Origin of the sequence: Pseudomonas sp. MEJ086, from assembly GCF_030209025.1 — a bacterium.
Lineage (GTDB): Bacteria > Pseudomonadota > Gammaproteobacteria > Pseudomonadales > Pseudomonadaceae > Aquipseudomonas > Aquipseudomonas fulva_A.
The window spans coordinates 321,793-344,351 of record NZ_JARVSV010000008.1; the positions used below are offsets into that span (position 1 = coordinate 321,793).

At 62.8% G+C, this 22,559-nt stretch carries 19 protein-coding genes and 1 riboswitch; of the genes, 10 read left to right on the forward strand and 9 right to left on the reverse strand.

The window, feature by feature from the left end:
- Positions 1–22: 22 nt before the first annotated feature.
- A complete protein-coding gene (locus QRN22_RS06715; RefSeq protein WP_042552444.1) occupies positions 23–1,333 on the forward strand; it encodes an OprD family porin in 1,311 nt (436 codons plus the stop codon).
- 44 nt (positions 1,334–1,377) lie between these two features.
- Here QRN22_RS06715 and QRN22_RS06720 read toward each other — a convergent pair whose 3' ends face one another.
- Positions 1,378–2,781, reverse strand: coding sequence for an adenosylmethionine--8-amino-7-oxononanoate transaminase (locus tag QRN22_RS06720; RefSeq protein ID WP_042552443.1), 1,404 nt, complete (start codon positions 2,779–2,781; stop codon positions 1,378–1,380).
- 263 nt (positions 2,782–3,044) lie between these two features.
- On the opposite strand from QRN22_RS06720, the gene QRN22_RS06725 reads away from it, so the two are divergent.
- Positions 3,045–3,590 carry a cytochrome b gene (locus QRN22_RS06725; RefSeq protein WP_042552442.1) on the forward strand — a complete coding sequence of 182 codons (546 nt, stop codon included), beginning with the start codon at positions 3,045–3,047 and terminating at the stop codon, positions 3,588–3,590.
- Positions 3,591–3,651: 61 nt separating this feature from the next.
- The gene (locus QRN22_RS06730) at positions 3,652–4,230 is read left to right on the forward strand and encodes a YceI family protein (RefSeq protein WP_042552441.1); all 579 of its coding nucleotides are present in this window, start codon (positions 3,652–3,654) and stop codon (positions 4,228–4,230) included.
- Between the two features lie 160 nt (positions 4,231–4,390).
- Here the strand turns inward: QRN22_RS06730 and rhlE2 are convergent, their stop codons facing one another.
- The 5 genes from rhlE2 to QRN22_RS06755 all read right to left on the reverse strand — a co-directional run bounded on the left by rhlE2 (position 4,391) and on the right by QRN22_RS06755 (position 11,426).
- Positions 4,391–6,235 carry an RNA helicase RhlE2 gene (gene rhlE2 / locus QRN22_RS06735; RefSeq protein WP_042552440.1) on the reverse strand — a complete coding sequence of 615 codons (1,845 nt, stop codon included), beginning with the start codon at positions 6,233–6,235 and terminating at the stop codon, positions 4,391–4,393.
- Positions 6,236–6,467: 232 nt separating this feature from the next.
- Positions 6,468–7,214, reverse strand: coding sequence for a siderophore-interacting protein (locus QRN22_RS06740; RefSeq protein ID WP_042552439.1), 747 nt, complete (start codon positions 7,212–7,214; stop codon positions 6,468–6,470).
- Between the two features lie 189 nt (positions 7,215–7,403).
- Positions 7,404–8,777, reverse strand: coding sequence for a nucleotide 5'-monophosphate nucleosidase PpnN (ppnN, locus tag QRN22_RS06745; protein WP_042552438.1), 1,374 nt, complete (start codon positions 8,775–8,777; stop codon positions 7,404–7,406).
- Positions 8,778–9,091: 314 nt separating this feature from the next.
- Positions 9,092–9,934 carry a methylenetetrahydrofolate reductase [NAD(P)H] gene (gene metF, locus QRN22_RS06750; RefSeq protein WP_156152655.1) on the reverse strand — a complete coding sequence of 281 codons (843 nt, stop codon included), beginning with the start codon at positions 9,932–9,934 and terminating at the stop codon, positions 9,092–9,094.
- A gap of 97 nt (positions 9,935–10,031) precedes the next feature.
- Complete coding sequence (locus tag QRN22_RS06755; protein ID WP_042552437.1) at positions 10,032–11,426, reverse strand: adenosylhomocysteinase; 1,395 nt, start codon at positions 11,424–11,426, stop codon at positions 10,032–10,034.
- A gap of 91 nt (positions 11,427–11,517) precedes the next feature.
- Positions 11,518–11,601, reverse strand: a riboswitch (S-adenosyl-L-homocysteine riboswitch).
- Between the two features lie 214 nt (positions 11,602–11,815).
- Between QRN22_RS06755 and QRN22_RS06760 the strand changes: the two genes are divergently transcribed.
- Positions 11,816–12,205, forward strand: coding sequence for an acyl-CoA thioesterase (locus QRN22_RS06760; RefSeq protein ID WP_042552436.1), 390 nt, complete (start codon positions 11,816–11,818; stop codon positions 12,203–12,205).
- A 46-nt stretch (positions 12,206–12,251) separates the two neighbouring features.
- Here the strand turns inward: QRN22_RS06760 and ligB are convergent, their stop codons facing one another.
- Positions 12,252–13,919, reverse strand: a complete 1,668-nt coding sequence (gene ligB / locus QRN22_RS06765) for an NAD-dependent DNA ligase LigB (protein ID WP_042552435.1) — start codon at positions 13,917–13,919, stop codon at positions 12,252–12,254.
- A gap of 230 nt (positions 13,920–14,149) precedes the next feature.
- Between ligB and QRN22_RS06770 the strand changes: the two genes are divergently transcribed.
- A complete protein-coding gene (locus QRN22_RS06770) occupies positions 14,150–14,476 on the forward strand; it encodes a hypothetical protein (protein ID WP_042552434.1) in 327 nt (108 codons plus the stop codon).
- A gap of 601 nt (positions 14,477–15,077) precedes the next feature.
- On the opposite strand, the gene metK is transcribed toward QRN22_RS06770, so the two are convergent.
- Both metK and QRN22_RS06780 read right to left on the reverse strand, forming a co-directional pair.
- Complete coding sequence (metK, locus tag QRN22_RS06775; protein WP_042552432.1) at positions 15,078–16,268, reverse strand: methionine adenosyltransferase; 1,191 nt, start codon at positions 16,266–16,268, stop codon at positions 15,078–15,080.
- Positions 16,265–17,293 carry an ArsR/SmtB family transcription factor gene (locus tag QRN22_RS06780; RefSeq protein ID WP_042552431.1) on the reverse strand — a complete coding sequence of 343 codons (1,029 nt, stop codon included), beginning with the start codon at positions 17,291–17,293 and terminating at the stop codon, positions 16,265–16,267. Before QRN22_RS06780 ends, metK begins: the two co-directional genes overlap by 4 nt.
- Before the next feature lie 256 nt (positions 17,294–17,549).
- On the opposite strand from QRN22_RS06780, the gene tkt reads away from it, so the two are divergent.
- The 5 genes from tkt (at position 17,550) to QRN22_RS06805 (ending at position 22,532) form a co-directional block, all read left to right on the forward strand.
- Positions 17,550–19,547, forward strand: a complete 1,998-nt coding sequence (gene tkt, locus QRN22_RS06785) for a transketolase (RefSeq protein ID WP_042552430.1) — start codon at positions 17,550–17,552, stop codon at positions 19,545–19,547.
- 119 nt (positions 19,548–19,666) lie between these two features.
- Positions 19,667–20,731 (forward strand): erythrose-4-phosphate dehydrogenase, encoded by a 1,065-nt coding sequence (gene epd, locus QRN22_RS06790; RefSeq protein WP_042552429.1) that lies wholly within the window; start codon positions 19,667–19,669, stop codon positions 20,729–20,731.
- A 4-nt stretch (positions 20,732–20,735) separates the two neighbouring features.
- Positions 20,736–21,914, forward strand: a complete 1,179-nt coding sequence (locus QRN22_RS06795; protein WP_042552428.1) for a phosphoglycerate kinase — start codon at positions 20,736–20,738, stop codon at positions 21,912–21,914.
- Positions 21,915–21,990: 76 nt separating this feature from the next.
- Positions 21,991–22,185: a hypothetical protein gene (locus QRN22_RS06800; RefSeq protein ID WP_042552427.1), complete on the forward strand. Its 195-nt coding sequence runs from the start codon at positions 21,991–21,993 to the stop codon at positions 22,183–22,185.
- Positions 22,186–22,202: 17 nt separating this feature from the next.
- A complete protein-coding gene (locus QRN22_RS06805; protein WP_042552426.1) occupies positions 22,203–22,532 on the forward strand; it encodes an MliC family protein in 330 nt (109 codons plus the stop codon).
- Positions 22,533–22,559: the final 27 nt, after the last annotated feature.

Consider the following 22,559-nt stretch of genomic DNA (forward strand, 5'->3'; position numbering starts at 1 on the left):
ATTCCACGCATAGGGAATAATAATGAAAGTGCAACGTACCGGATTATCGTTGATGGCGCTGAGCGCCAGCGTTCTGGCCATCTCCACCGCGCAGGCGAGCCAGGCCGAATCCAAGGGGTTTCTCGAAGACAGCACGCTGGATCTGCTGACCCGCAATGTCTACTGGCACATGGACCGCCATGCGACGGGCGCCCAGGACAACCGCGAGTGGGGCCAGGGGTTTCATCTGAACTACAGCTCGGGCTACACGCAGGGCACCGTCGGCTTTGGCGCCGATCTGAACGCCTACATGGGCATCAAGCTCGACAGCGGTCGCGGGCGTTCGGGGTCCGGGCTGCTGCCGGTGGATTCGGCCACCAGTCGTGCCGACGACGAATTCGGCTCTCTGGGCGGGGCAGTGAAGATGCGCCTCTCCAATTCGGAACTCAAGTACGGGCAGTTGCGTCCCTACAATCCGGTCATCGCGGTAGCCGACGCCCGCCTGGTGCCCGCCACCGCCACCGGTTTCCAGCTGACCAGCGCCGAGATCGACGGGCTGATCATCGACGCCGGTCATTTCACGTCGTCCAGGGATTTCAATCAGGCCGGTAGTCGCGACGGCTTCTACAGCACCTACGCGCCAGGCGCGGAAGGCGGCAATGTCGATTATCTGGGCGCCAGTTGGCTAGCCAGCGATGCCTTGAGTTTCAGCGCCTACGCCTCGCGCTATGAAGACCTGTGGCGCCAGTACTACGGCAATGCCATCTACAACCTGCCGCTCAGTGACGAGCAGGCACTGAATGTCGATTTCAACATCTACCGTACGCTGGACGAGGGCAAGTCCGTGGCTGGCGACATCGACGTCACCGCCTGGTCGCTGGCAACCGCCTACTCGGTGGGCGCACACACCTTCACCATCGCCCACCAGCGGGTTCATGGCGACCAGCCGTTCGACTACCTGACGCTTGGCGGTGGTGGCGCGCAGGATTCCATCTACCTGGCCAACTCGTCGCAACTGGTCGACTTCAACGGCCCGGGTGAGCGTTCCTGGCGGGCCACCTACGCCATGGATCTGGCCAGTTACGGGGTGCCGGGGCTGTCGTTCTACGTCTCGTACATCCGCGGCGACAATGTCGATGGCAGCAAGATGGATGCGTCCAGCCCTTACGCCTATTACGCCGACAACGAGAAGCATTGGGAGCGTGACGTGAACGTGCAGTACGTGGTGCAGAGTGGCGCGGCCAAGGATCTCAAGTTCCGTCTGCGTCAGGCGACGCACCGCATTTCCGGAACTTCGGATGTGGACTCCGACCAGGTGCGCTTCATCGTCGAGTATCCACTGAGCGTGCTCTGAGCGCGACATGACGGCAGGCGGGCCACCCCCGCCTGCCGTATCGCTCAGCCCGGGTCGCGGAAGCCCGGGTAACGGGTATCGCCCGTCGCCACGCTGACCGAGGTGCGAGTGGCCAGGTCGATGCCTTCGCTGGCAACGTCGGCGAGGAAGTCGATCTGCTCTGCGCTGATCACGTAGGGCGGCAGGAAGTACACCACGCTGCCCAGCGGCCTCAGTAGCGCACCGCGGGTCAGGGCATGCTGGTACACCTGCAGGCCCCGTCGCTCCTGCCAGGGGTAGGCGACCTTGCCGGCCTTGTCCTGAACCATCTCGATGGCCAGGGCCATGCCGGTCTGGCGTACTTCGGCGACGTGTGGGTGGTCCACCAGGTGAGCGGTGGCGCTGGCCATGCGCGCGGCCAGCGCCTTGTTGGCCTCGATCACACCGTCCTCCTCGAAGATATCCAGCGTCGCCAGCGCCGCCGCGCAGGCCAGTGGGTTGCCGGTGTAGGTGTGCGAATGGAGGAACGCACGCAAGGTGGCGTAATCGTCGTAGAAGGCGCTGTAGACATCATCGGTGGTCAACACCGCCGCCATTGGCAGGTAGCCACCCGTGAGGGCCTTGGAGAGCACCAGGAAGTCCGGCGTGATGCCCGCCTGTTCGCAGGCGAACATGGTTCCGGTGCGGCCGAAGCCGACGGCGATTTCGTCGTGGATCAGGTGCACACCATAGCGGTCGCAGGCTTCGCGCAGCAGGGTCAGGTAGATCGGGTGATACATGCGCATGCCGCCCGCGCCCTGGATCAGCGGCTCGACGATCACCGCCGCGACTTCGTGGTGGTGGTCGGCCAGGGTCTGCTCCATTGCCGTGAACATTGTCCGCGAGTGTTCTTCCCAGCTCACGCCGTCCGGGCGAAGGTAGCAGTCCGGGCTCGGCACCTTGAGGGTGTCCAGCAACAGTGCCTTGTAAGTGTCGGTGAACAGCGCCACATCGCCTACCGACATCGCCGCCACGGTTTCGCCGTGATAACTGTTGCTCAGGGTGATGAAGCGCTTCTTCGCCGGCTTGCCGCTGTTGAGCCAGTAATGGAAGCTCATCTTCAGCGCCACTTCGATGCCCGAGGAACCGTTGTCGGCATAGAACACCCGGTTCAGGCCCTCCGGGGTGATCCGCACCAGGCGCTCGGACAGTTCGACCACCGGCTGATGGCTGAAGCCCGCGAGCATCACATGCTCGAGAGTGTCGATCTGCGCCTTGATGCGATCGCCGATACGCGGGTTGGCATGGCCGAACACGTTGACCCACCAGGAGCTCACCGCGTCGAGGTAGCGTTTGCCTTCGAAGTCCTCCAGCCATACGCCTTCACCGCGGCGGATCGGAATCAGCGGCAACCGCTCGTGATCCTTCATCTGCGTACAGGGGTGCCAGAGAACCTCCAGGTCACGCTGCATCCAGTGTTGGTTAGTCATCGACGTGCTCTCTCAATCAACAGCGGGCAAGCCTATCAGATGCGGCAAGGCGACGTTTTGCTGCCGCAGCGCCCGCTGATCGGGGAAAACGACCGCTCGCGTAGAGGGTTTTGAACTCCGCCCGTGGGGGCTTCACTAATCTGGTTGACCAGCGAGCAGGTGCGGTATATATCGGTTTAGTAGATATTTCAAAGCAACAATTTCTGCTTTAAGTCGATAGGTTTGTTGCTAATCTCTGGACTCTCATCCCTTGGAATCAGGCCATGCAGTGGCGTAACTCAACCCTTCGTTACGGTCTCGTCAGCGTGTCTCTGCACTGGCTGGTGGCCATTGCGGTATTCGGTCTATTCGCGCTGGGTTTCTGGATGGTCGGCCTCAGCTATTACAGCACCTGGTACCAGACAGCCCCGAATATTCACAAGAGCATCGGCATTCTGCTGTTCGTGGTCATGGTCGCCCGTTTGTCATGGCGCCTGGCAAGTCCGCCACCACCTGCGCTGCCCGAGCATGGCCGATTGACCCGAGTGGCCAGCAAGCTGGGCCACAGCTTCCTTTACCTCGGCCTGTTCGTGTTGATGATTTCCGGCTACCTGATTTCCACCGCCGACGGTCGCCCGATCAGCGTGTTCGGGCTGTTCGAGGTGCCGGCAAGCGTGACCAGCATCCCCAATCAGGGCGATATCGCCGGGTTGATCCATGAATATCTGGCGTGGGCTATCGTGATCTTTGCTGCATTGCATGGCCTGGCTGCATTGAAACACCACTTCATCGACCGTGACCGCACCCTGTTGCGTATCTTCGGGCGTTGATCTTCAAGCCGTTTCGGCGTTGCCCCGCGGCGTCGTTCATTTCATCTCACAAGGAGTTTCCATGTTGAAGAAGACTTTCGCCGCACTGGCACTGGGCACCGCACTGTTGGGCGCTGGCCATGCAATGGCTGCTGACTACGCCATCGACAAGGAAGGCCAGCACGCCTTCGTCAATTTCAAGATCAGCCACCTGGGCTACAGCTGGCTGTACGGTACCTTCAAGGATTTCGACGGCAGCTTCAGCTTCGATGAGAAGAACCCTGAGGCCAGCAAGGTCAACGTCACCCTGAAGACCGAAAGCGTCGACACCAACCACGCCGAGCGTGACAAGCACATCCGTGGTTCGGACTTCCTCAATGTCAGCAAGAACCCGACCGCAACCTTCGCATCTACCGCCGTCAAGTCGACCGGCAAAGGCACCGCCGATATCACCGGCAACCTGACCCTCAACGGCGTGACCAAGCCGGTAGTGATCGCTGCCAAGTTCATCGGCCAGGGCGACGATCCATGGGGCGGCTACCGTGCAGGCTTCGAGGGCAGCACCAAACTGAAGCTGAAAGACTTCAACATCGAGAAGGATCTGGGTCCGGCTTCGCAGGAAGTCGAGCTGATCATCTCCGTGGAAGGCGTACGCAAGTAAGCCTGAACGTCGCATGAAAAACGCCGACCTTGGGGTCGGCGTTTTTTTGCCCGGCATTCCTGATACGCCAACCGCTGCCCTGATGGGCTCAGCGAAAAGCCCTACTCGTTGCACGAATGAAAACGCCGGCACGAGGCCGGCGTTTTCAATGAGCCACTGCTCAGCTGTCGCGATTGCGGGTCAGCAGGGCTGGCTTCTCGCCGCGGGGACGGGTGCTTTGCAGCTGGTCGAGCTGCTCGGGTGTCGGCAGGCGGTCGCTACGCGAGCTCTTGTGCACGATCACCGGCTGCTTGTCGCGGCTGCTGCGCACGGCAGGCTCCTGACGTGGCAGTTCATCGCGGTTGAGCGACGTGGTGGTATCGCGCTGCTGGCCGCGGCCACGGTTGCCCGCGCCACTGCGACCCTTGCCGGCGCCTTGGCCCTGGCCTTGACCCTGGCGCTTGCCTGCACCAGCACCGCCGCCACCGCTGCGCGGACCTTTGCCCTGGCCACGAGGGCCCTGGCCAACGCCGTTGCTGGCGCTTGGGCCACTACCGGCGGCACCGGGGCGACGACCGCGACCCTGGCCGTTGTTCTGGTTCGGGCTCACGTAGTCGGCACGGTTGCCGAAGTTGTCGATCTCGTCGTCGCGGAACTCGTCGGGCGCACGGTCCGGAGGCAACGCAGGTACTGCTGGCGCTGCGGCGCGGGCCGTACCACGCGGTTGTTGGTCGCGAGCAGGCCTGGCTTTGCTTTGAGTCTTGGCTTTGCCGCCGTCCTTGCCCTTGTCCTTGCGGCCGCCGCCTTCAGGCTTGGCACCGCGCGGTGGGCGTGGCTTCTGAGGTTCGCGCACTTCCGGGCGTTCGGCCTCGACCTTGCTGGCATCGAAACCCAGTAGATCGCCGTCCGGGATCTTCTGCTTGGTCATCCTTTCGATGCCCTTGAGCAGTTTCTCTTCGTCCGGGGCAACCAGGGAGATCGCTTCACCGCTACGGCCAGCACGGCCAGTACGGCCGATGCGGTGCACGTAATCTTCTTCGACGTTGGGAAGTTCGAAGTTGACTACGTGAGGCAACTGGTCGATGTCCAGGCCGCGTGCGGCGATGTCGGTGGCGACCAGAATGCGAACCTTGTTCGCCTTGAAGTCGGCCAGGGCCTTGGTGCGGGCGTTCTGGCTCTTGTTGCCATGAATCGCCACGGCAGGCAGGCCGTGCTTGTCCAGGTACTCGGCCAGGCGGTTGGCGCCGTGCTTGGTACGGGTGAACACCAGAACCTGTTCCCAGGCACCAGCGGTGATCAGGTGAGCGAGCAGGGCACGTTTGTGGCTGGCCTGCAGGCGGAATACGCGCTGCTCGATACGCTCGACCGTGGTGTTCGGCGGCGTGACTTCGATACGCTCCGGATTGTGCAGGAGCTTGCCGGCCAGGTCGGTGATGTCTTTCGAGAAGGTCGCCGAGAACAGCAGGTTCTGCCGCTTGGCCGGCAGGCGGGCGAGGACTTTCTTCACGTCGTGAATGAAGCCCATGTCGAGCATGCGGTCGGCTTCGTCCAGCACGAGGATTTCCACGTGGGACAGGTCGACGCTGCCTTGTCCGGCGAGGTCGAGCAGGCGACCCGGGCAGGCGACCAGGACGTCGACGCCCTTGGCCAGTGCCTGTACCTGCGGGTTCATGCCGACACCACCGAAGATGCAGGTGCTGACGAATTTCAGGTCGCGAGCATACAGCTTGAAGCTGTCATGCACCTGAGCGGCCAGTTCGCGGGTGGGCGTGAGCACCAGTACGCGCGGCTGTTTCGGGCCATGGCGCTGTTCGCGATCCGGGTGACCGTTGGGGAACAGTCGCTCGAGGATCGGCAGTGCGAAACCGCCTGTCTTACCTGTACCCGTCTGGGCCGCCACCATCAGGTCGCGACCTTGCAACGCGGCGGGGATGGCCCGCTGTTGCACCGGAGTGGGCTGGGTGTAGCCGGCGGCTTCGACCGCACGGACTAAAGCCTCGGAGAGACCGAGGGAGGCAAAGGACATGTGCAATCCTGTCTGGTGAGGGCGTGGCCCTATAGGTGTAGTGCCTGGCTTGAATCGCACGTGGGGCGCGCAATCCCGTCCGGTACTGCTGGCCTCTGGGGTCAGCATCCGGGCGCAAGCCTGGCGGGAAGGCCCGAGTGTAACAGGATTGCAGAGGATCGGCACAACTTGCCGCCGACCGGGTTGCGCGCGCCTCCGTTGAGATGGCTTTTGGCGCGCGAAACGATGGGGATCAGTCGCCCGCGGCGTCAGCGTCTTCGCGCTTGGCGAGCTTGTGCTGATCCTCGCTGCTACCGAGCTTCCAGTAGCTGGAAATGTACAGGTTCTTGCGGTCGACCTGACGTTCCTCCCTGAAATGCTGGCGCAGGGCCCGCATGCCGCTGAACTCGCAGGCCGCCCAGATGCTCGGCCGGCCTGGCAGCCATGCCAGCTCGCGCACGCGATTGACCAGCAGTTGGCTGTCTTCACCGGGATGCGGGTTGATCAGCCAGTGCAGCTCGACGCCAGCAGGGTGCTGCAGCGGCTGGATATCGCGCTCGTCGATCACTTCGATGATGGCGTGGCCGCGGGCGTCAGTTGGCAGTTGCTCGAGGTTGACGCTGAGTGCCGGCAGTGCGGTCATGTCGCCAATCATCAGAAACCAGTCCGCGCTGTTGTCGACCAGTTTCTTCGGGCCGGGGCCGCCTACGGTGATGCTGTCGCCCGGGCTGGCGTCCTTGGCCCACTGCGAAGCAGGGCCGGCATCATCGTGCAGTACGAAGTCGACGTCGAACTGCTCGGCACGCTGGTGGCGCACGGTGTAGGTACGCATCAGCGTGCCGTCGCTACCGGGGGTGGGGAAGATCAGCTTGATGTAGGCGCTTTCCTGATCGGCTGGAAAACTGTCGATTTCGTCGCCGCCCAGGGTGATGCGCAGCATGTGCGGCGTGACGGACGTGGATGAAATGACCCGTAGGGTACGGGGAGCAGGGCGTGGCATTGAACTCTCCTGTTGCGACGGTAGAGATCGCCGTCATTCATGTGAGAATTACTATCACTTAATACGGATGGCTGCCAGTGCGAGGCGCTGGCGCTTGCTTCGTCGCCGTCCCCGAGGCGTGGCATCGCCACGGGCGCCGGACCAGGTGGACACGCTTGCGTTGTCCACCCTTACCGTCACATGCCGGCGTCAGCTGACGACCCGATAGCACGGCTCGTAGGCGGTACCACCGGGCAGCTTCATGCGGTGCTGCTCGACGAAGGCCTGCAGCAGGCGATCCAGCGGTTGCATGATGGTCTTGTCGCCACGCAACTCATACGGGCCATGCTCTTCGATCAGCTGGATGCCATGGGCCTTGACGTTGCCCGCGACGATGCCGGAGAAGGCACGGCGCAGGTTGGCGGCCAGCTCGTGCACGGGCTGCTCGCGGGTCAGGTTGAGGCTGGCCATGGCTTCGTGGGTCGGCTCGAAGGGATGCTGGAAGCTCTCGTCGATCTTCAGCAGCCAGTTGAAGTGGAATGCGTCGTTGCGTTCGCGGCGGAACTGCTTCACCGCCTTGATGCCTGCCGCCATGTGGCGAGCCACTTCGGCCGGGTCGTTGGGAATCAGCACGTAGCGGTTCTGCGCTTCCACACCCAGGGTTGCACCGATGAAGGCGTGCAACTGCTGCAGGTAGGCTTCGGCACTCTTCGGCCCGGTCAGCACGAGCGGGAAGGGCAGCTCGGCGTTGTCCGGGTGCATGAGGATGCCAAGCAGGTAGAGAAATTCTTCTGCCGTGCCCGCGCCGCCCGGGAAGATGATGATGCCGTGGCCGATGCGCACGAAGGCTTCCAGGCGCTTTTCGATATCCGGGAGGATCACCAGCTCGTTGACGATCGGGTTCGGCGCCTCGGCGGCGATGATGCCCGGCTCGGTCAGCCCCAGGTAGCGGGCACCGACGATGCGTTGCTTGGCGTGGGAAATGGTGGCGCCTTTCATCGGCCCCTTCATCACGCCCGGGCCGCACCCAGTGCACACGTCCAGAGCACGCAGCCCGAGTTCGTGGCCGACTTTCTTGGTGTACTTGTATTCCTCGGTGCTGATCGAGTGGCCGCCCCAGCACACCACCATCTTCGGCTCGGCGCCAGCGCGCAGGGTGCGGGCGTTGCGCAGCAAGTGGAAAACGTAGTCGGTCAGGCCGCTGGAGCTGTCCACGTCGACGCGTTTGTTTTCCAGCTCGCTCTGAGTGTAGACGATGTCGCGCAGGGCGCTGAACAGCATCTCGCGGGTGCTGGCGATCATCTCGCCATCGACGAATGCGTCAGCCGGCGCATTGATCAGCTCCAGACGGATACCGCGATCCTGCTGGTGGATCTTCACTTCGAAGTCCGGGTAGGCCTCGAGAATGGTCTTGGCGTTGTCGCTGTGCGAGCCGGTGTTGAGAATCGCCAGGGCGCATTGGCGGAACAGCGCGTAGACGCTACCGGAACCGGTTTCGCGCAATTGCTGGACTTCACGCTGGGAAAGGGTTTCCAGGCTGCCCTTGGGCGAGACCGAAGCATTGATTTTCTGGCGAGTGAGCATGCAGGCATCCCGTGGTAACGCGACAACTCGAGCCGATCCTGGCTGATCGCGCGATGAAGAATTCAGTCCCGGTGGTCGTGACCCATGATGGGGCGTCCGGGTAATGGCGCTGTACTGTCGGCCAGCGAGGGACTCCGGGTCAACGGGTACCGAGGTGCGGGCTGTTGAAAACGATGGCGTTGCCGCAGTTTCGAGCAGGCGGCTGAAGCCTCTTTTATACGCAGCAGGGCCGACGCGCAGCAGATCGTGAACAGGTTCTTAGGAAAGACGCGGGCCGCGAAAGTTCTAACATTCGCGGCCCCGGCAATCAGCCTTCAACCTTGCAGGTTCTTCCACACCGCCAGGCTGGGGGCGGCCTGGTTGAGGGTATAGAAGTGCAGGCCCGGTGCACCACCCTGGAGCAGGCGCTCGCACATGGCGGTGATCATCTCTTCACCGAAGCGCTGGATGCTCTGGGTGTCGTCACCGTAGGCTTCCAGTTGCTTGCGTACCCAGCGTGGCAGCTCGGCGCCGCAAGCGTCGGAGAAGCGCGCCAGTTTGCTGTAGTTGGTGATCGGCATGATGCCCGGGATCACCGGGATGTCGACGCCCAGCTTGCGTACACGCTCGACGAAGTAGAAGTAGCAGTCGGCGTTGAAGAAGTACTGGGTGATCGCGCTGCTCGCACCGGCCTTGGCCTTGCGCACGAAGTTGGCGATGTCGTCTTCGAAGTTGCGCGCCTGGGGGTGCATCTCCGGGTAGGCCGCCACTTCGATATGGAAATGATCACCGGTCTGCTGACGGATCAGCTCGACCAGATCATTGGCATGGCGCAGTTCACCGCTGGACATGCCCATGCCTGAAGGCAGGTCGCCACGCAGGGCGACGATGCGGTTGATGCCCTTGCTCTTGTAAAGATTGAGCAGCTCGATCAGCTCGGCCTTGCTGTCGCCGACGCAGGACAGGTGCGGTGCGGTAGGCACCTTCACTTCGCCGTCGAGTTGCAACACGGTATTGAGCGTACGGTCACGGGTGGAACCACCGGCGCCGTAGGTGCAGGAGAAGAAGTCCGGGTTGTAGCCGGCCAGCTCGCGCGCGGTGTTGAGCAGCTTTTCATGTCCGGCATCGGTCTTCGTCGGGAAGAACTCGAAGCTGACGTTGGTTTTTTTCTGGATCATGGAGAAGGTTCCCTTCTCAGCGACAAGCCTCGCGCCACACGCTGCAAGTGGAGTCGTCTCCCTCGTGCAGCGTGTGGCGCGTAGCGTGTAGCTGGGGTTAGTAGCGGTAGCTGTCCGGCTTGAACGGGCCTTCGACCGGAACGCCGATGTACTCGGCCTGCTTGGTGGTCAGCTGGGTGACCACGCCGCCGAAGCCTTTCACCATTTCCAGTGCGACTTCTTCGTCCAGTTTCTTCGGCAGCACTTCGACGGTCAGGCGCTCGGCCTTCTTCTCGGCCGACAGGTCGGCGAACTTCTGCTCGAACAGGAAGATCTGGGCGAGAACCTGGTTGGCGAAGGAACCGTCCATGATGCGGCTCGGGTGGCCCGTGGCGTTGCCCAGGTTCACCAGACGGCCTTCGGCCAGCAGGATCAGGTAGTCGTCATTGCGCGGGTCGAACTGGCCAGCGCCGGTGCGGTGGATCTTGTGCACCTGCGGTTTGACCTCTTCCCACGCCCAGTTCTTGCGCATGAAGGCGGTGTCGATCTCGTTGTCGAAGTGGCCGATGTTGCAGACCACAGCGCGGGCTTTCAGCGCCTTGAGCATGCCGGCGTCGCAGACGTTGGCGTTGCCGGTGGTGGTGACGATCAGGTCGATCTTGCCCAGCAGGGCCTTGTCGATGCTGGCGTCGGTGCCGTCATTGCGGCCGTCGATGTACGGCGAAACGAGTTCGTAGCCGTCCATGCAGGCCTGCATGGCGCAGATCGGATCGATCTCGGAAACCTTGACGATCATGCCTTCCTGACGCAGCGAGGCAGCCGAGCCCTTGCCCACGTCGCCGTAGCCGATGACCAGCGCCTGCTTGCCCGACAGCAGGTGGTCGGTGCCGCGCTTGATGGCGTCGTTGAGGCTGTGACGGCAGCCGTACTTGTTGTCGTTCTTGCTCTTGGTGACCGCGTCGTTGACGTTGATCGCCGGGACCTTCAGTGTGCTGGCCTTGAGCATGTCGAGCAGGCGGTGTACGCCGGTGGTGGTTTCTTCGGTGACGCCGTGGACGTTGGTCAGTACCTGCGGGTACTTGTCATGCAGGATCTGGGTCAGGTCGCCGCCGTCGTCGAGCACCATGTTGGCGTCCCATGGCTGGCCGTCCTTGAGGATGGTCTGCTCGATGCACCACTCGTATTCGGCTTCGGTCTCGCCTTTCCAGGCGAATACCGGAATGCCGGCGGCGGCAATGGCTGCAGCGGCCTGATCCTGAGTGGAGAAGATGTTGCACGACGACCAGCGCACTTCGGCGCCCAGCGCGGTCAGCGTCTCGATCAGCACGCCGGTCTGGATGGTCATGTGGATGCAGCCGAGGATCTTCGCGCCTTTCAGCGGTTGTTCGGCAGCGTACTTGCGACGCAGGCCCATCAGTGCCGGCATCTCGGATTCGGCGATGATCAGTTCTTTGCGGCCCCAGTCGGCCAGGGAAATGTCAGCGACCTTGTAGTCGGTAAAAGCAGCGCTCATGCAAAAGCTCTCCAATCGTTGATCTGTGATCAGATAGGTGAAAACCGGTGTGCCGGGCCTGATGGCCATGGCTCGCTACGTTTTCACGCAGTCCGATTGGGCGCCGTTGATGCGTTTGGGTAACGCCCCATCCGAGCCTGACAAGCCTTGGCTTGCTGCAGCGCCCCTCGGACAGGTGGCGGGAACGCTCAGGCAGTGCCGAGCGTGTGAAGCCCGGCGATTATAGCCTTGCCAGCGCGCCAGCCCAAGGTTTTCCGTCGTCCCGAATCGGCCATCGCGGGCATTCGATACCGAGCCTTTATCGATGCCATTGAAAACGTGCCCGCGACAACTGCCGCCTGCCTTTGCGATCATGCAGGGCGAACGATAGCGATGGATAAGGAGTGCAGATGAACTTCCACACACGCAAGTGGGTAAAGCCCGAAGACCTCAACCCCAACGGCACCCTGTTCGGCGGCAGTCTGCTGAAGTGGATCGACGAAGAGGCCGCGATCTACGCCATCATCCAGCTCGGCACTCAGCGCGTGGTGACCAAGCTGATCTCGGAGATCAACTTCGTCGCCTCGGCCCGGCAGAGCGACATCATCGAACTGGGCATCACCGCCAGCGAGTTCGGTCGAACCTCGATCACCATGCGTTGTGAAGTGCGCAACAAGATCACCCGCAAGAGCATCCTGACCATCGACAAGATGGTCTTCGTCAATCTGGACGAGAACGGCCAGCCTGCGCCCCACGGCAAGACCGAAATCACTTACATCAAGGATCAGTTCAAGGACTGAGCCCAGGCCGTGCATGGGGGCCGTAGGCCCCATGCATCCTGGCGACTCAGAATCCCTCGACCCCTGCCAGGCGCAACTGGTCGGCCAGCGCCCGGATGTCCTCATGCTGGAAGAATGTCTGCAGCTGCGCAGCTCGGGCCGGGCCGATCCCTGGTAGTTTCTGCCAGTCGGCGAGGCTGCGTCGCTGTAGCTGCGCCCAGTCATCGGCGGCCAGGCTGTCGGGATGCGCTGGGGGGCCGAGTGCGCGTAACCAGTCCTTGAAGGGGCGTTGCCTGGCCTCGCTGAAGCGGCGGGTCAAGGTGCGGGCGCTCTGCTGAGCGATGCCGGGCACCGCTAGTAACTGATCTTCGCTGAGTTGCAGCCAATCGAGCAGGCTGTGGATAAGTTCTGCTCGCAGCAACTTCTCCCAGGTGCCAGCGCCGACCCCAGGCAGGTTCAGTGCCTGCTTGCCGCTGAGCCAGGTGAGGCGGGCGTGGAGCTGGCTGTTGCACGTGGCGGATGCTCGCAGGCAGCTCAGTGCGTGATAGGCATCGCCACGCGGCACGTCCAGAGCCGGACGAGGTGCGGTCCGTATCACCACGCTATGCAGTTGTGGGATGGTTTGCCCGGCCAGTTGAATGGCGACCTGATCCCCCGGGCGGATATCCAGTCGCTGCCAGCGCTCCAGCGAACCGACGCTGACCACGCGGATGCTGCGGTCGTCGATTTTCACCGGATGCAGGTGCAGCAGTGGCGTGATGCGGCCGCTGCGGCCGACCCTGAATTCGACCTCCCTGACCTGTGCCAGCGCTTCGCTGGCCGGGTATTTCCAGGCCGCAGCCCAGTGCGGCGGTTCGGCTCGCCAGCGTTCGCCGCTCGGGCGCTGACCCTGGCGCAGCACCACGCCATCGGTGGCGAAAGGCAGCGGGTTGCGGTACCAGTGTTCGCGCCATTGGCTGGCTTCGGCGATGCTGCCGATCCGCTGGCTGTACTGGCGGCTATCAGGGAAGCCCAGTCGTTCCAGGCGGTCGAGGCGCCGCTGCATGTCCTCTGGGCCATTGGGCCAGTCCCAGACGAACAGGCCTATCTGCCTCGCCTGGGAAACCTGCAGATCGTGGCGTGCCATCAATCCGGCAACGGTACTGCGTGCCGACGCACCCCCGTGGCTGGCCTGAATGTGCCCCGGATGCTGCAGGTACAGCTCCCCCTGCAGTATGACGTCGGTGTACTCGGTGAGGTGCTCCGGGATCGTGGCGATTCGTCTGGCCCGGGCGGTCCAGTCCTGCCCGGTGCTGCCATCCCCGCGGCTGATCACCTGCTGCAGTCGGCCACCCCTGTAGGCCAGGGTGACCGCGACCCCGTCGACCTTGGGTTGAATCCACAGGTCCTGGCGGGAGTGCATCCAGTGGCTCACTGCGCGCTCGTCCGCCAGCTTGCGCAGGCCGGTCTGAGCGACCGGGTGCTGCACTGGGCCACCTGCACCGTGAAGCGGATCGGTTGCAGGCCTGCCGCTGAGGCAAGCTTGCCAGTGCTCGAGGCGGGCGCGGGCCTGATCGTACAGATCATCGCTGACCAGCGATCGCCCCTGACGGTGATAGGCGTCGTCCCACTCGGCCACCCGGGCGGTCAGTTCATCGAGTTGGCGGTTGTGCGCGGTTGTCGGTTCAGGGCAGTCGTCGGCACGGACGACGGTGATCAACAGGACGGAAAAGGTGGCGGCAATCCAGCGTTTCATGGGCGGAGCATCCTTGCTCGGGCGACGATTGTGCAGGCTAGTCACAGAGTCCGCCTGGTGCAAATATCCGCTTTCTCGAGCTGGAATGGGTACTGGGCGACATTTGCGGTAGCCGAGGTTTGTCGCTAGCGACGAGGCGGTGATAAAGTTCCGCGTCTCGCACATCAAATGGATTTGCCCGGCGGCGGGAAAGGTATTGCCGGGCCTCATATCTGAAGGTCTAGGGTCTCATGCGTCTTTCTATCCTGTTCTGCTCCGCTGCACTGGCTCTGGCCAGCTCCTTCGCTCACGCTGCCGAAGACACTCAGCTCAAGTGCCAGCAAAAACTGTCGGCCAACGCCGAGAAGATCGCCCAGGTCAAGCAGTTGGCCGGTTTGCTCGGCAATCAGCAGGCCAACGATGCCATCGCCCAGGTCGAGGGTGGCTGTGACCAGCTCGGTGCCAACGCCGCCACCTCGGGTGAGACGGTCGCGCAAGCCCAGGGCGACAGCAAGGCCGACAACATCGCTGCTGCCGCAGAAACCCTGAAAGGTCTGGGTTCGCTGTTCGGCAAGTGATCGGTCAGCCTGCACCGCAGGAATGAAAAAGCCTCCGTGCGCGTCGAGCTCACGGAGGCTTTTTCGTATCCGCCGCCTGCTGTCAGCTGGCGGTGCACGTCACGATAGGATTGGCCCGTGACTTGCTGGATGAGTGGGGATAGCACCGGCTGGGCGCGATCAGAGCGATATGTTCAAGAGCGCTGCGCATGGCTCCCCGTGAGCCGATCCGTGCTTTGTGGTTGTTCGAGAAACTGATATTTTCTCGCTCCAATTCGTACGCTAGCCAAGGAGTGGTGAATGGTAACTATGGGGTTCCTCATAGCGTTGGTAGCCTGGATCTGGTCTGTGTCACGTGGTATCCAGGTTTCTTTGCTGTGTGTTGTGCTCAACTTCATGTTTCCGCCTATCTCGCAGGGCATCTTTGCCCTCTACGAGCAGTCCATGCGTCCTCCGCTGCTGATAATGGCTGTTGGCTTGGGGATGATGTATCTCGGGGGCGGTCTGAAAGTGTCCTGAGCGAAGGGGTTGTTCGTCCCGGGCTCTGTTCGGCAATCAAGTACATCGGCAAAGAAAAGCCCCGCACAGCTCACGCTGGCGGGGCTATTTTTTGCGCGGCTAGTCAGAGGCCAGCGGCGGCGCGCAGGTCTGCAGCCTTGTCGGTCTTCTCCCAGGTGAAGCTGGTGAAGCTGTCGTCGCCGACGGTCAGTTGCTGCGGCTCGCGGCCGAAGTGGCCGTAAGCGGCGGTCGGCTGGTACATCGGGTGCAGCAGGTCGAGCATCTTGGTGATGGCGTACGGGCGCAGGTCGAAGACCTCGCGCACCAGCTTGATGATGGTCTCGTCAGCCACTTTGTTGGTGCCGAAGGTGTTGATCGAGATCGAGGTCGGCTGGGCGACGCCGATGGCGTAGGACACCTGAATCTCGCAGCGCTCGGCCAGGCCAGCGGCAACGATGTTCTTGGCGACGTAACGGCCGGCATAGGCAGCGCTGCGGTCGACCTTGGATGGATCCTTGCCGGAAAAGGCACCGCCGCCGTGGCGAGCCATGCCGCCGTAGCTGTCGACGATGATCTTGCGACCGGTCAGGCCGCAGTCGCCCACCGGGCCGCCAATCACGAAGTTGCCGGTCGGGTTGATGTGGTACTGGGTGTCCTTGTGCAGCAGCTCGGCGGGCAGGCTGTGCTTGATCACCAGCTCCATCACCGCTTCACGCAGGTCGCTCAGGCTGACATCCGGGTTGTGCTGGGTCGACAGCACCACGGCGTCGATACCAACCACTTTGCCGTGCTCGTAACGGCAGGTGACCTGGCTCTTGGCGTCCGGGCGCAGCCATGGCAGCAGGCCGGATTTGCGGGCTTCGGCCTGGCGTTCTACCAGCGCGTGAGAGAAGCGGATCGGCGCCGGCATCAGCACGTCGGTTTCGTTGCTGGCATAGCCGAACATCAGGCCCTGGTCGCCGGCACCCTGATCTTCAGGCTTGGCGCGGTCGACACCCTGGTTGATGTCAGGGGACTGCTTGCCAATGATGTTCATCACGCCGCAGGTCGCGCCGTCGAAGCCGACGTCGGAGCTGGTATAGCCGATGTTGCAGATCACGTCGCGAACGATCTGCTCGAGGTCGACCCAGGCGCTGGTGGTGACTTCGCCGGCGATGATCGCCACGCCAGTCTTGACCAGTGTTTCGACGGCCACGCGGGCGTGCTTGTCCTGGGTGATGATGGCGTCGAGGACGGCATCGGAAATCTGGTCGGCGATCTTGTCCGGATGACCTTCGGACACGGACTCGGAGGTAAACAGGGAGTATTCGCTCATCTATCGGTTGTCCTGGCGAGTGAGGGCCTATCGGCCACGTGCGTGAGTGGATGAGTGCGCTGGAAATGCCGCACCTGAATTTGAAATCCATTGCGCAGGCCGACGTACAGGCTTTCGCCCGGGGTCAGGCCGGCGGCGACGGCCCAGTGGGCCAGGTCGTCCTGTTCGAAGCCTAGCCAGAGATCACCGCAAGTGTCCCGGGCCCAGCCCTGATTGTGGCTGCACAGCTCGGTGATCAGCAGGCTGCCGCCGCTGTTGACCTGGCTGGCGAGTTTGCGAAGCGCCTGGGCCGGTGCGGCGAAGTGGTGCAGCACCATGTTCAGGACCACGCAGTCGGCGCTGGGGTAATCGTCGAGCAGGGCGTCGGCCAACTGCAGGCGGACGTTGTCGAGGCCGTCCTGTGCGCAGCGCAGGCGTGCCAGTTCGAGCATGGCCGGGCTGTTGTCCAGCGCGGTGACCTGGCCGAAGCGGCGCGCCAGCTCCGGCAGAAAACCGCCATCGCCGGGGCCGATCTCCAGCGCACGGGCGTTGGCAGCGAAATCCAGCGAGTCGAGCAGTGCCAGCACGCTGTCGCGGTACTGCGGCAGCCCGGCGATGAGGTCCTGCTGGGCCTGGAAGCGCTCGGCGCTGCGGGCGAAGAAGTCCTGGCTGGCGGTGGCGCGTCGCTGATGAACCTGAGCGATGCGCTCGCGCACCTGAACGGGCAGAGTGAGCCGGTCGACTTCCTGAAGCAAGGCGGCGTGCAGCGTGCCGCCGATGGTTTCCGCGTGAGCCAGGGCGCGGCGATAGAAGATCGCGTTGCCTTCCCGGCGGGTGGCGACCAGACCGGCCTGGGCCAGCACCTTGAGGTGATGACTGATGCCCGACTGGCCGATGGCGAAAATCTGCGCCAGTTCCAGCACGCCGAACGAATCGTTGGCCAGTGCGCGCAGCACGTTCAGGCGCAACGGGTCGCCCGCAGCCTTGCACAGGGCGGAAAGAGTGTCGGCAGGCTCGAAATCGAGCTGGGAGGCACGCGAAGTCATAGGCTGCGCAGTCTAGTCGGTGGCTTTTGGTGCGGCAAGGCCAATATCAAAAAGTTTTGATATTGGATTCGATGCAGGCTCTGTTAAAGGGTCATACGCAGGCGCTGTCTGGCGCTCAGGGTGGTTTTCTCCAGGAAATCCGCCGGAATCGTTCGCCTAACGACCATCTGTGATTGCCCCGCGGGGTTGGCTGGGCGAAAATGGCCGCCTTTTTCGTCCTAGCTGCCTCGGCAGCCACCCCGCAGGAGATTCAGCGATGCCCAGCCGTCGTGAGCGTGCCAATGCCATTCGTGCCCTGAGCATGGATGCCGTGCAAAAAGCCAACAGCGGCCACCCCGGTGCCCCTATGGGTATGGCGGATATCGCCGAAGTGCTGTGGCGTGACTACCTGAAACATAACCCGGCCAATCCGAAGTTCGCCGACCGTGACCGTTTCGTGCTGTCCAACGGCCACGGTTCGATGCTGATCTATTCGTTGCTGCACCTGACCGGCTACGACCTGTCCATCGACGACCTGAAGAACTTCCGCCAACTGCACAGCCGCACCCCGGGCCACCCGGAATACGGTTACGCGCCAGGCGTGGAAACCACCACCGGTCCGCTCGGCCAGGGCATCGCCAACGCCGTGGGCTTCGCCCTGGCGGAGAAGATCATGGCGGCGCAGTTCAACCGCGACGGCCACAGCATCGTCGACCACTACACCTACGCCTTCCTGGGTGACGGTTGCATGATGGAAGGCATCAGCCATGAAGTCTGCTCGCTGGCCGGTACCCTGGGCCTCGGCAAGCTGATCGCGTTCTACGACGACAACGGCATCTCCATCGATGGCGAAGTCCATGGCTGGTTCACCGACGATACCCCGGCGCGCTTCGAAGCCTACGGCTGGCAGGTGATCCGCAATGTCGACGGTCACGATCCCGAAGAGATCAAGATGGCCATCGACACCGCTCGCAAGAGCGAGCAGCCGACCCTGATCTGCTGCAAGACCATCATCGGTTTCGGTTCGCCGAACAAGCAGGGCAAGGAAGAGTCCCACGGCGCCGCGCTGGGCCATGACGAAATCGCCTTGACCCGCGCCGCCCTGAACTGGAGCCACGCGCCGTTCGAAATCCCGGCCGACATCTATGCCGAATGGGATGCCAAGGAAGCCGGTCTGGCTGCCGAAGCCGAATGGGATCAGCGTTTCGCTGCCTATTCCGCTGCTTACCCGGAACTGGCCAACGAGTTCATCCGCCGTATGGCTGGCGAGCTGCCTGCCGATTTCTCCGCCAAGGCCAGCGAGTTCATCCGCGCCGTGGCCGAGAAAGGCGAAACCATCGCCAGCCGCAAAGCCAGCCAGAATTGCCTGAATGCCTTCGGCCCGTTGCTGCCGGAACTGCTGGGCGGCTCGGCCGACCTGGCCGGTTCCAACCTGACCCTGTGGAAGGGCTGCAAGCCTGTGGTCGCCGAAGACGCTTCGGGCAACTACATGTACTACGGCGTGCGTGAATTCGGCATGAGCGCGATCATGAACGGCGTTGCCCTGCATGGCGGCCTGGTGCCTTACGGCGCGACCTTCCTGATGTTCATGGAATACGCCCGCAACGCGGTACGCATGTCCGCGCTGATGAAACTGCGCGTGCTCTACGTGTTCACCCACGATTCCATCGGCCTGGGCGAAGACGGCCCGACGCACCAGCCGGTCGAGCAACTGACCAGCCTGCGCACCACCCCGAACCTGGACACCTGGCGCCCGGCGGATACCGTCGAAGCCGCAGTGGCCTGGAAGCATTCGGTCGAGCGCAAGGACGGCCCGAGCGCGCTGATCTTCTCCCGCCAGAACCTGCCGCACAACCTGCGCGACCATGAAACCGAAGCGGCCATCAGTCGTGGTGGTTACGTGTTGAAGGATTGCGCTGGCGAGCCGGAGCTGATCCTGATCTCCACCGGTTCGGAAGTCGGTCTGGCCATCCAGGCTGCCGACAAACTGGCCGAGCAGGGTCGCAAGGTGCGCGTGGTGTCGATGCCATCGACCAACGTGTTCGACCAGCAGGACGCCGCCTACAAGCAGTCCGTACTGCCGCTGCAGGTCACCGCGCGGATCGCCATCGAAGCTGCCCACGCCGACTTCTGGTACAAGTACGTTGGCCTCGAAGGTCGCGTCATCGGTATGGAAACCTACGGTGAGTCGGCTCCTGCCGGCGAGCTGTTCGAGCATTTCGGCTTCACCGTCGAGAACATCATCGGCACTGCCGAAGAACTGCTCGACGCCTGAGTGAGAACGACGCCGTAGGGTGGAACGAGGCGCGTAGCCGACGCTCTTCTCATCCGCCCCATGGCGCCTGGTGGATCGATAAAACGCGATCCACCCTACGGGTTCATCCGAGATCTGCGATGTCCTATCGTCCCTACCGCGTTGTTCTGAACGGCTACGGCCGCATCGGTCGTTGCGTGCTGCGTGCCTTGCACGAGCGCGCTGGCGCCGCGCGTCTGGAAATCGTCGCGCTCAACGACCTGGCCGATCAGGCCAGTATCGAGTACCTGACCCGCTTCGACTCCACCCACGGGCGCTTTCCTGGCGAGGTGAAGGTGGTTGGCGATTGCCTGCACATCAACGGCGAACGCGTGCGCGTGCTGCGCGAGCGTGAACCGGAGGGTGTCGACTGGGCTGGGTTGGATATCGACCTGCTGCTCGAGTGCTCGGGGCAGTACACCACCCGCGAGCAGGCCGAACGTTTTCTGCAGGCCGGTGCGCCACGGGTACTGTTGTCCCAGCCGATGGCCAGCGAGAGCGATGTGGATGCCACGGTGGTGTACGGCGTCAATCAGCAGTGCCTCGAGGGCACCGAGCGGCTGGTGTCGAACGCCTCCTGCACGACCAACTGCGGCGTGCCGTTGCTCAAGCTGCTCAATGAGGCGATCGGGCTGGAGTACATCTCGATCACGACCATTCACTCGGCGATGAACGACCAACCGGTGATCGATGCCTATCACGACGAGGATCTACGCCGTACGCGCTCGGCCTTTCAGTCGGTGATTCCGGTCTCCACGGGCCTGGCTCGAGGCATCGAACGGCTGCTTCCGGAACTTGCCGGGCGAATTCAGGCCAAAGCCATTCGGGTGCCGACGGTCAACGTGTCCTGCCTGGATATCACCTTGCAGACCGCCCGTGACACCAGCACCGAAGAGATCAACCGGATCTTGCGCCGGGCTTCCGAACAGGGGCCGCTGCAAGGTCTGCTGGCGTACACCGAGTTGCCGCACGCCAGCTGCGACTTCAATCATGATCCCCATTCGGCGATCGTCGACGGCAGTCAGACGCGGGTTTCCGGGCCACGCCTGGTCAACCTGCTGGCCTGGTTCGACAATGAATGGGGTTTCGCCAACCGCATGCTCGACATGGCCGTGCATTTTCTCGATGCCGCCGCTCCCCTTTCACCAGCCCCTGTTAAGGACTGACTCAATGACTGCAGCTTCCGTAAACATCGCGAAAATGGCCGACCTCGACCTGCAAGGTAAGCGCGTGCTGATCCGCGAAGACCTCAATGTGCCGGTCAAGGACGGCGTGGTGAAGAGCGATGCGCGCATCCTCGCGGCGTTGCCGACCATCAAGCTGGCGCTGGAAAAGGGCGCCGCAGTGATGGTCTGCTCGCACCTGGGGCGCCCTACCGAAGGCGAATTCAGCGAAGAGAACAGCCTCAAGCCGGTAGCCGATTACCTGAGCAAGGCCCTGGGTCGTGACGTTCCGCTGATCAAGGACTACCTCGGCGGTGTCGAGCTGAAAGCCGGTGATCTGGTGCTGTTCGAGAACGTACGTTTCAATAAGGGCGAGAAGAAGAACGCCGACGAACTGGCCCAGCAGTACGCTGCCCTGTGCGACGTGTTCGTCATGGACGCCTTCGGCACCGCCCACCGTGCCGAGGGTTCCACCCATGGCGTGGCCAAGTTCGCCAAGGTCGCCGCTGCCGGCCCGCTGCTGGCTGCCGAGCTGGATGCACTGGGCAAGGCCCTGGGTGCCCCCGCTCAGCCGATGGCAGCGATCGTCGCTGGCTCCAAGGTGTCGACCAAGCTGGACGTGCTGAACAGCCTGAGCAGCATCTGCGATCAACTGATCGTCGGTGGTGGCATCGCCAACACCTTCCTCGCCGCTGCCGGTTACCCGGTCGGCAAGTCGCTTTACGAAGCCGATCTGGTCGACACCGCCAAGGCCATCGCTGCCAAGGTCAGCGTGCCGCTGCCTGTGGACGTGGTGGTCGCCAAGGAGTTTTCCGAAGCCGCGACTGCGACCGTCAAGGCGGTGGCCGACGTGGCTGATGACGACATGATCCTCGACATCGGTCCGCAAACTGCAGCGCAGTTCGCCGAGCTGCTCAAGGCCTCCAAGACCATCCTGTGGAATGGTCCGGTCGGCGTGTTCGAGTTCGATCAGTTCGGTGAAGGCACCAAGGCGCTGGCCCTGGCCATCGCGGAAAGCCCGGCGTTTTCCATCGCCGGTGGTGGCGATACGCTCGCGGCCATCGACAAGTACGATGTGGCGTCGCGCATTTCCTACATTTCCACGGGCGGTGGCGCTTTCCTCGAATTCGTCGAAGGCAAAGTACTGCCGGCCGTGGACGTGCTGCAGCAACGCGCAGCCAAGTGAGGCAATTCGGCTAAACCTTGGCTGTCGCAGGCGGTCATTACCCTTGTATGGAAACCAGCCAGCAAGGAGTGACCTCATGCGTAACACGGCCGTGGTAGTGATGGTGTGTGCTGTTCTTGGCGGGTGTGCCGGTGGTGGATCGCCGCGCGAACGAGCGTGCGATGTGTTCAGCCCGGCAGAAATCGATCTGCCGACCACGCGCGACGAACCGCGCATCGAAGGGCAGAGCACCGGTGATTCGACCCCGCCAGTCGGCGAACAGAACTGCTAGATAACGAGGAAAATGCGATGAATCTTTATAAAGGTGCCGCTGTATCGCTCGGTCTGGTCATGCTCGCCGGCTGTGCCGGGAAGGAATATGCCGACAGCCAGGAGTGGAACCGCTGGGTGTGCGACAGCCAGGCCGAGGTGTTCTGGCGCTATGCAGACAGCACCCACGAGAAAGTCGATGTGCGTATGGGCGGCAGTGATGTCGTTCACCGTTTGAGCCAGGAGCCTGCGGGTTCCGGCGTGTTGTACAGCGACGGTACGCTGTCCTTCCACACCAAGGGTGAGGAAGGCCTGATCTACCGTACCGCCAATGACGATTTGCTGGGGCGCGGCTGCAAGGCGCCCTGACAGCGGTACTTGAATAGCGCCTGCCAC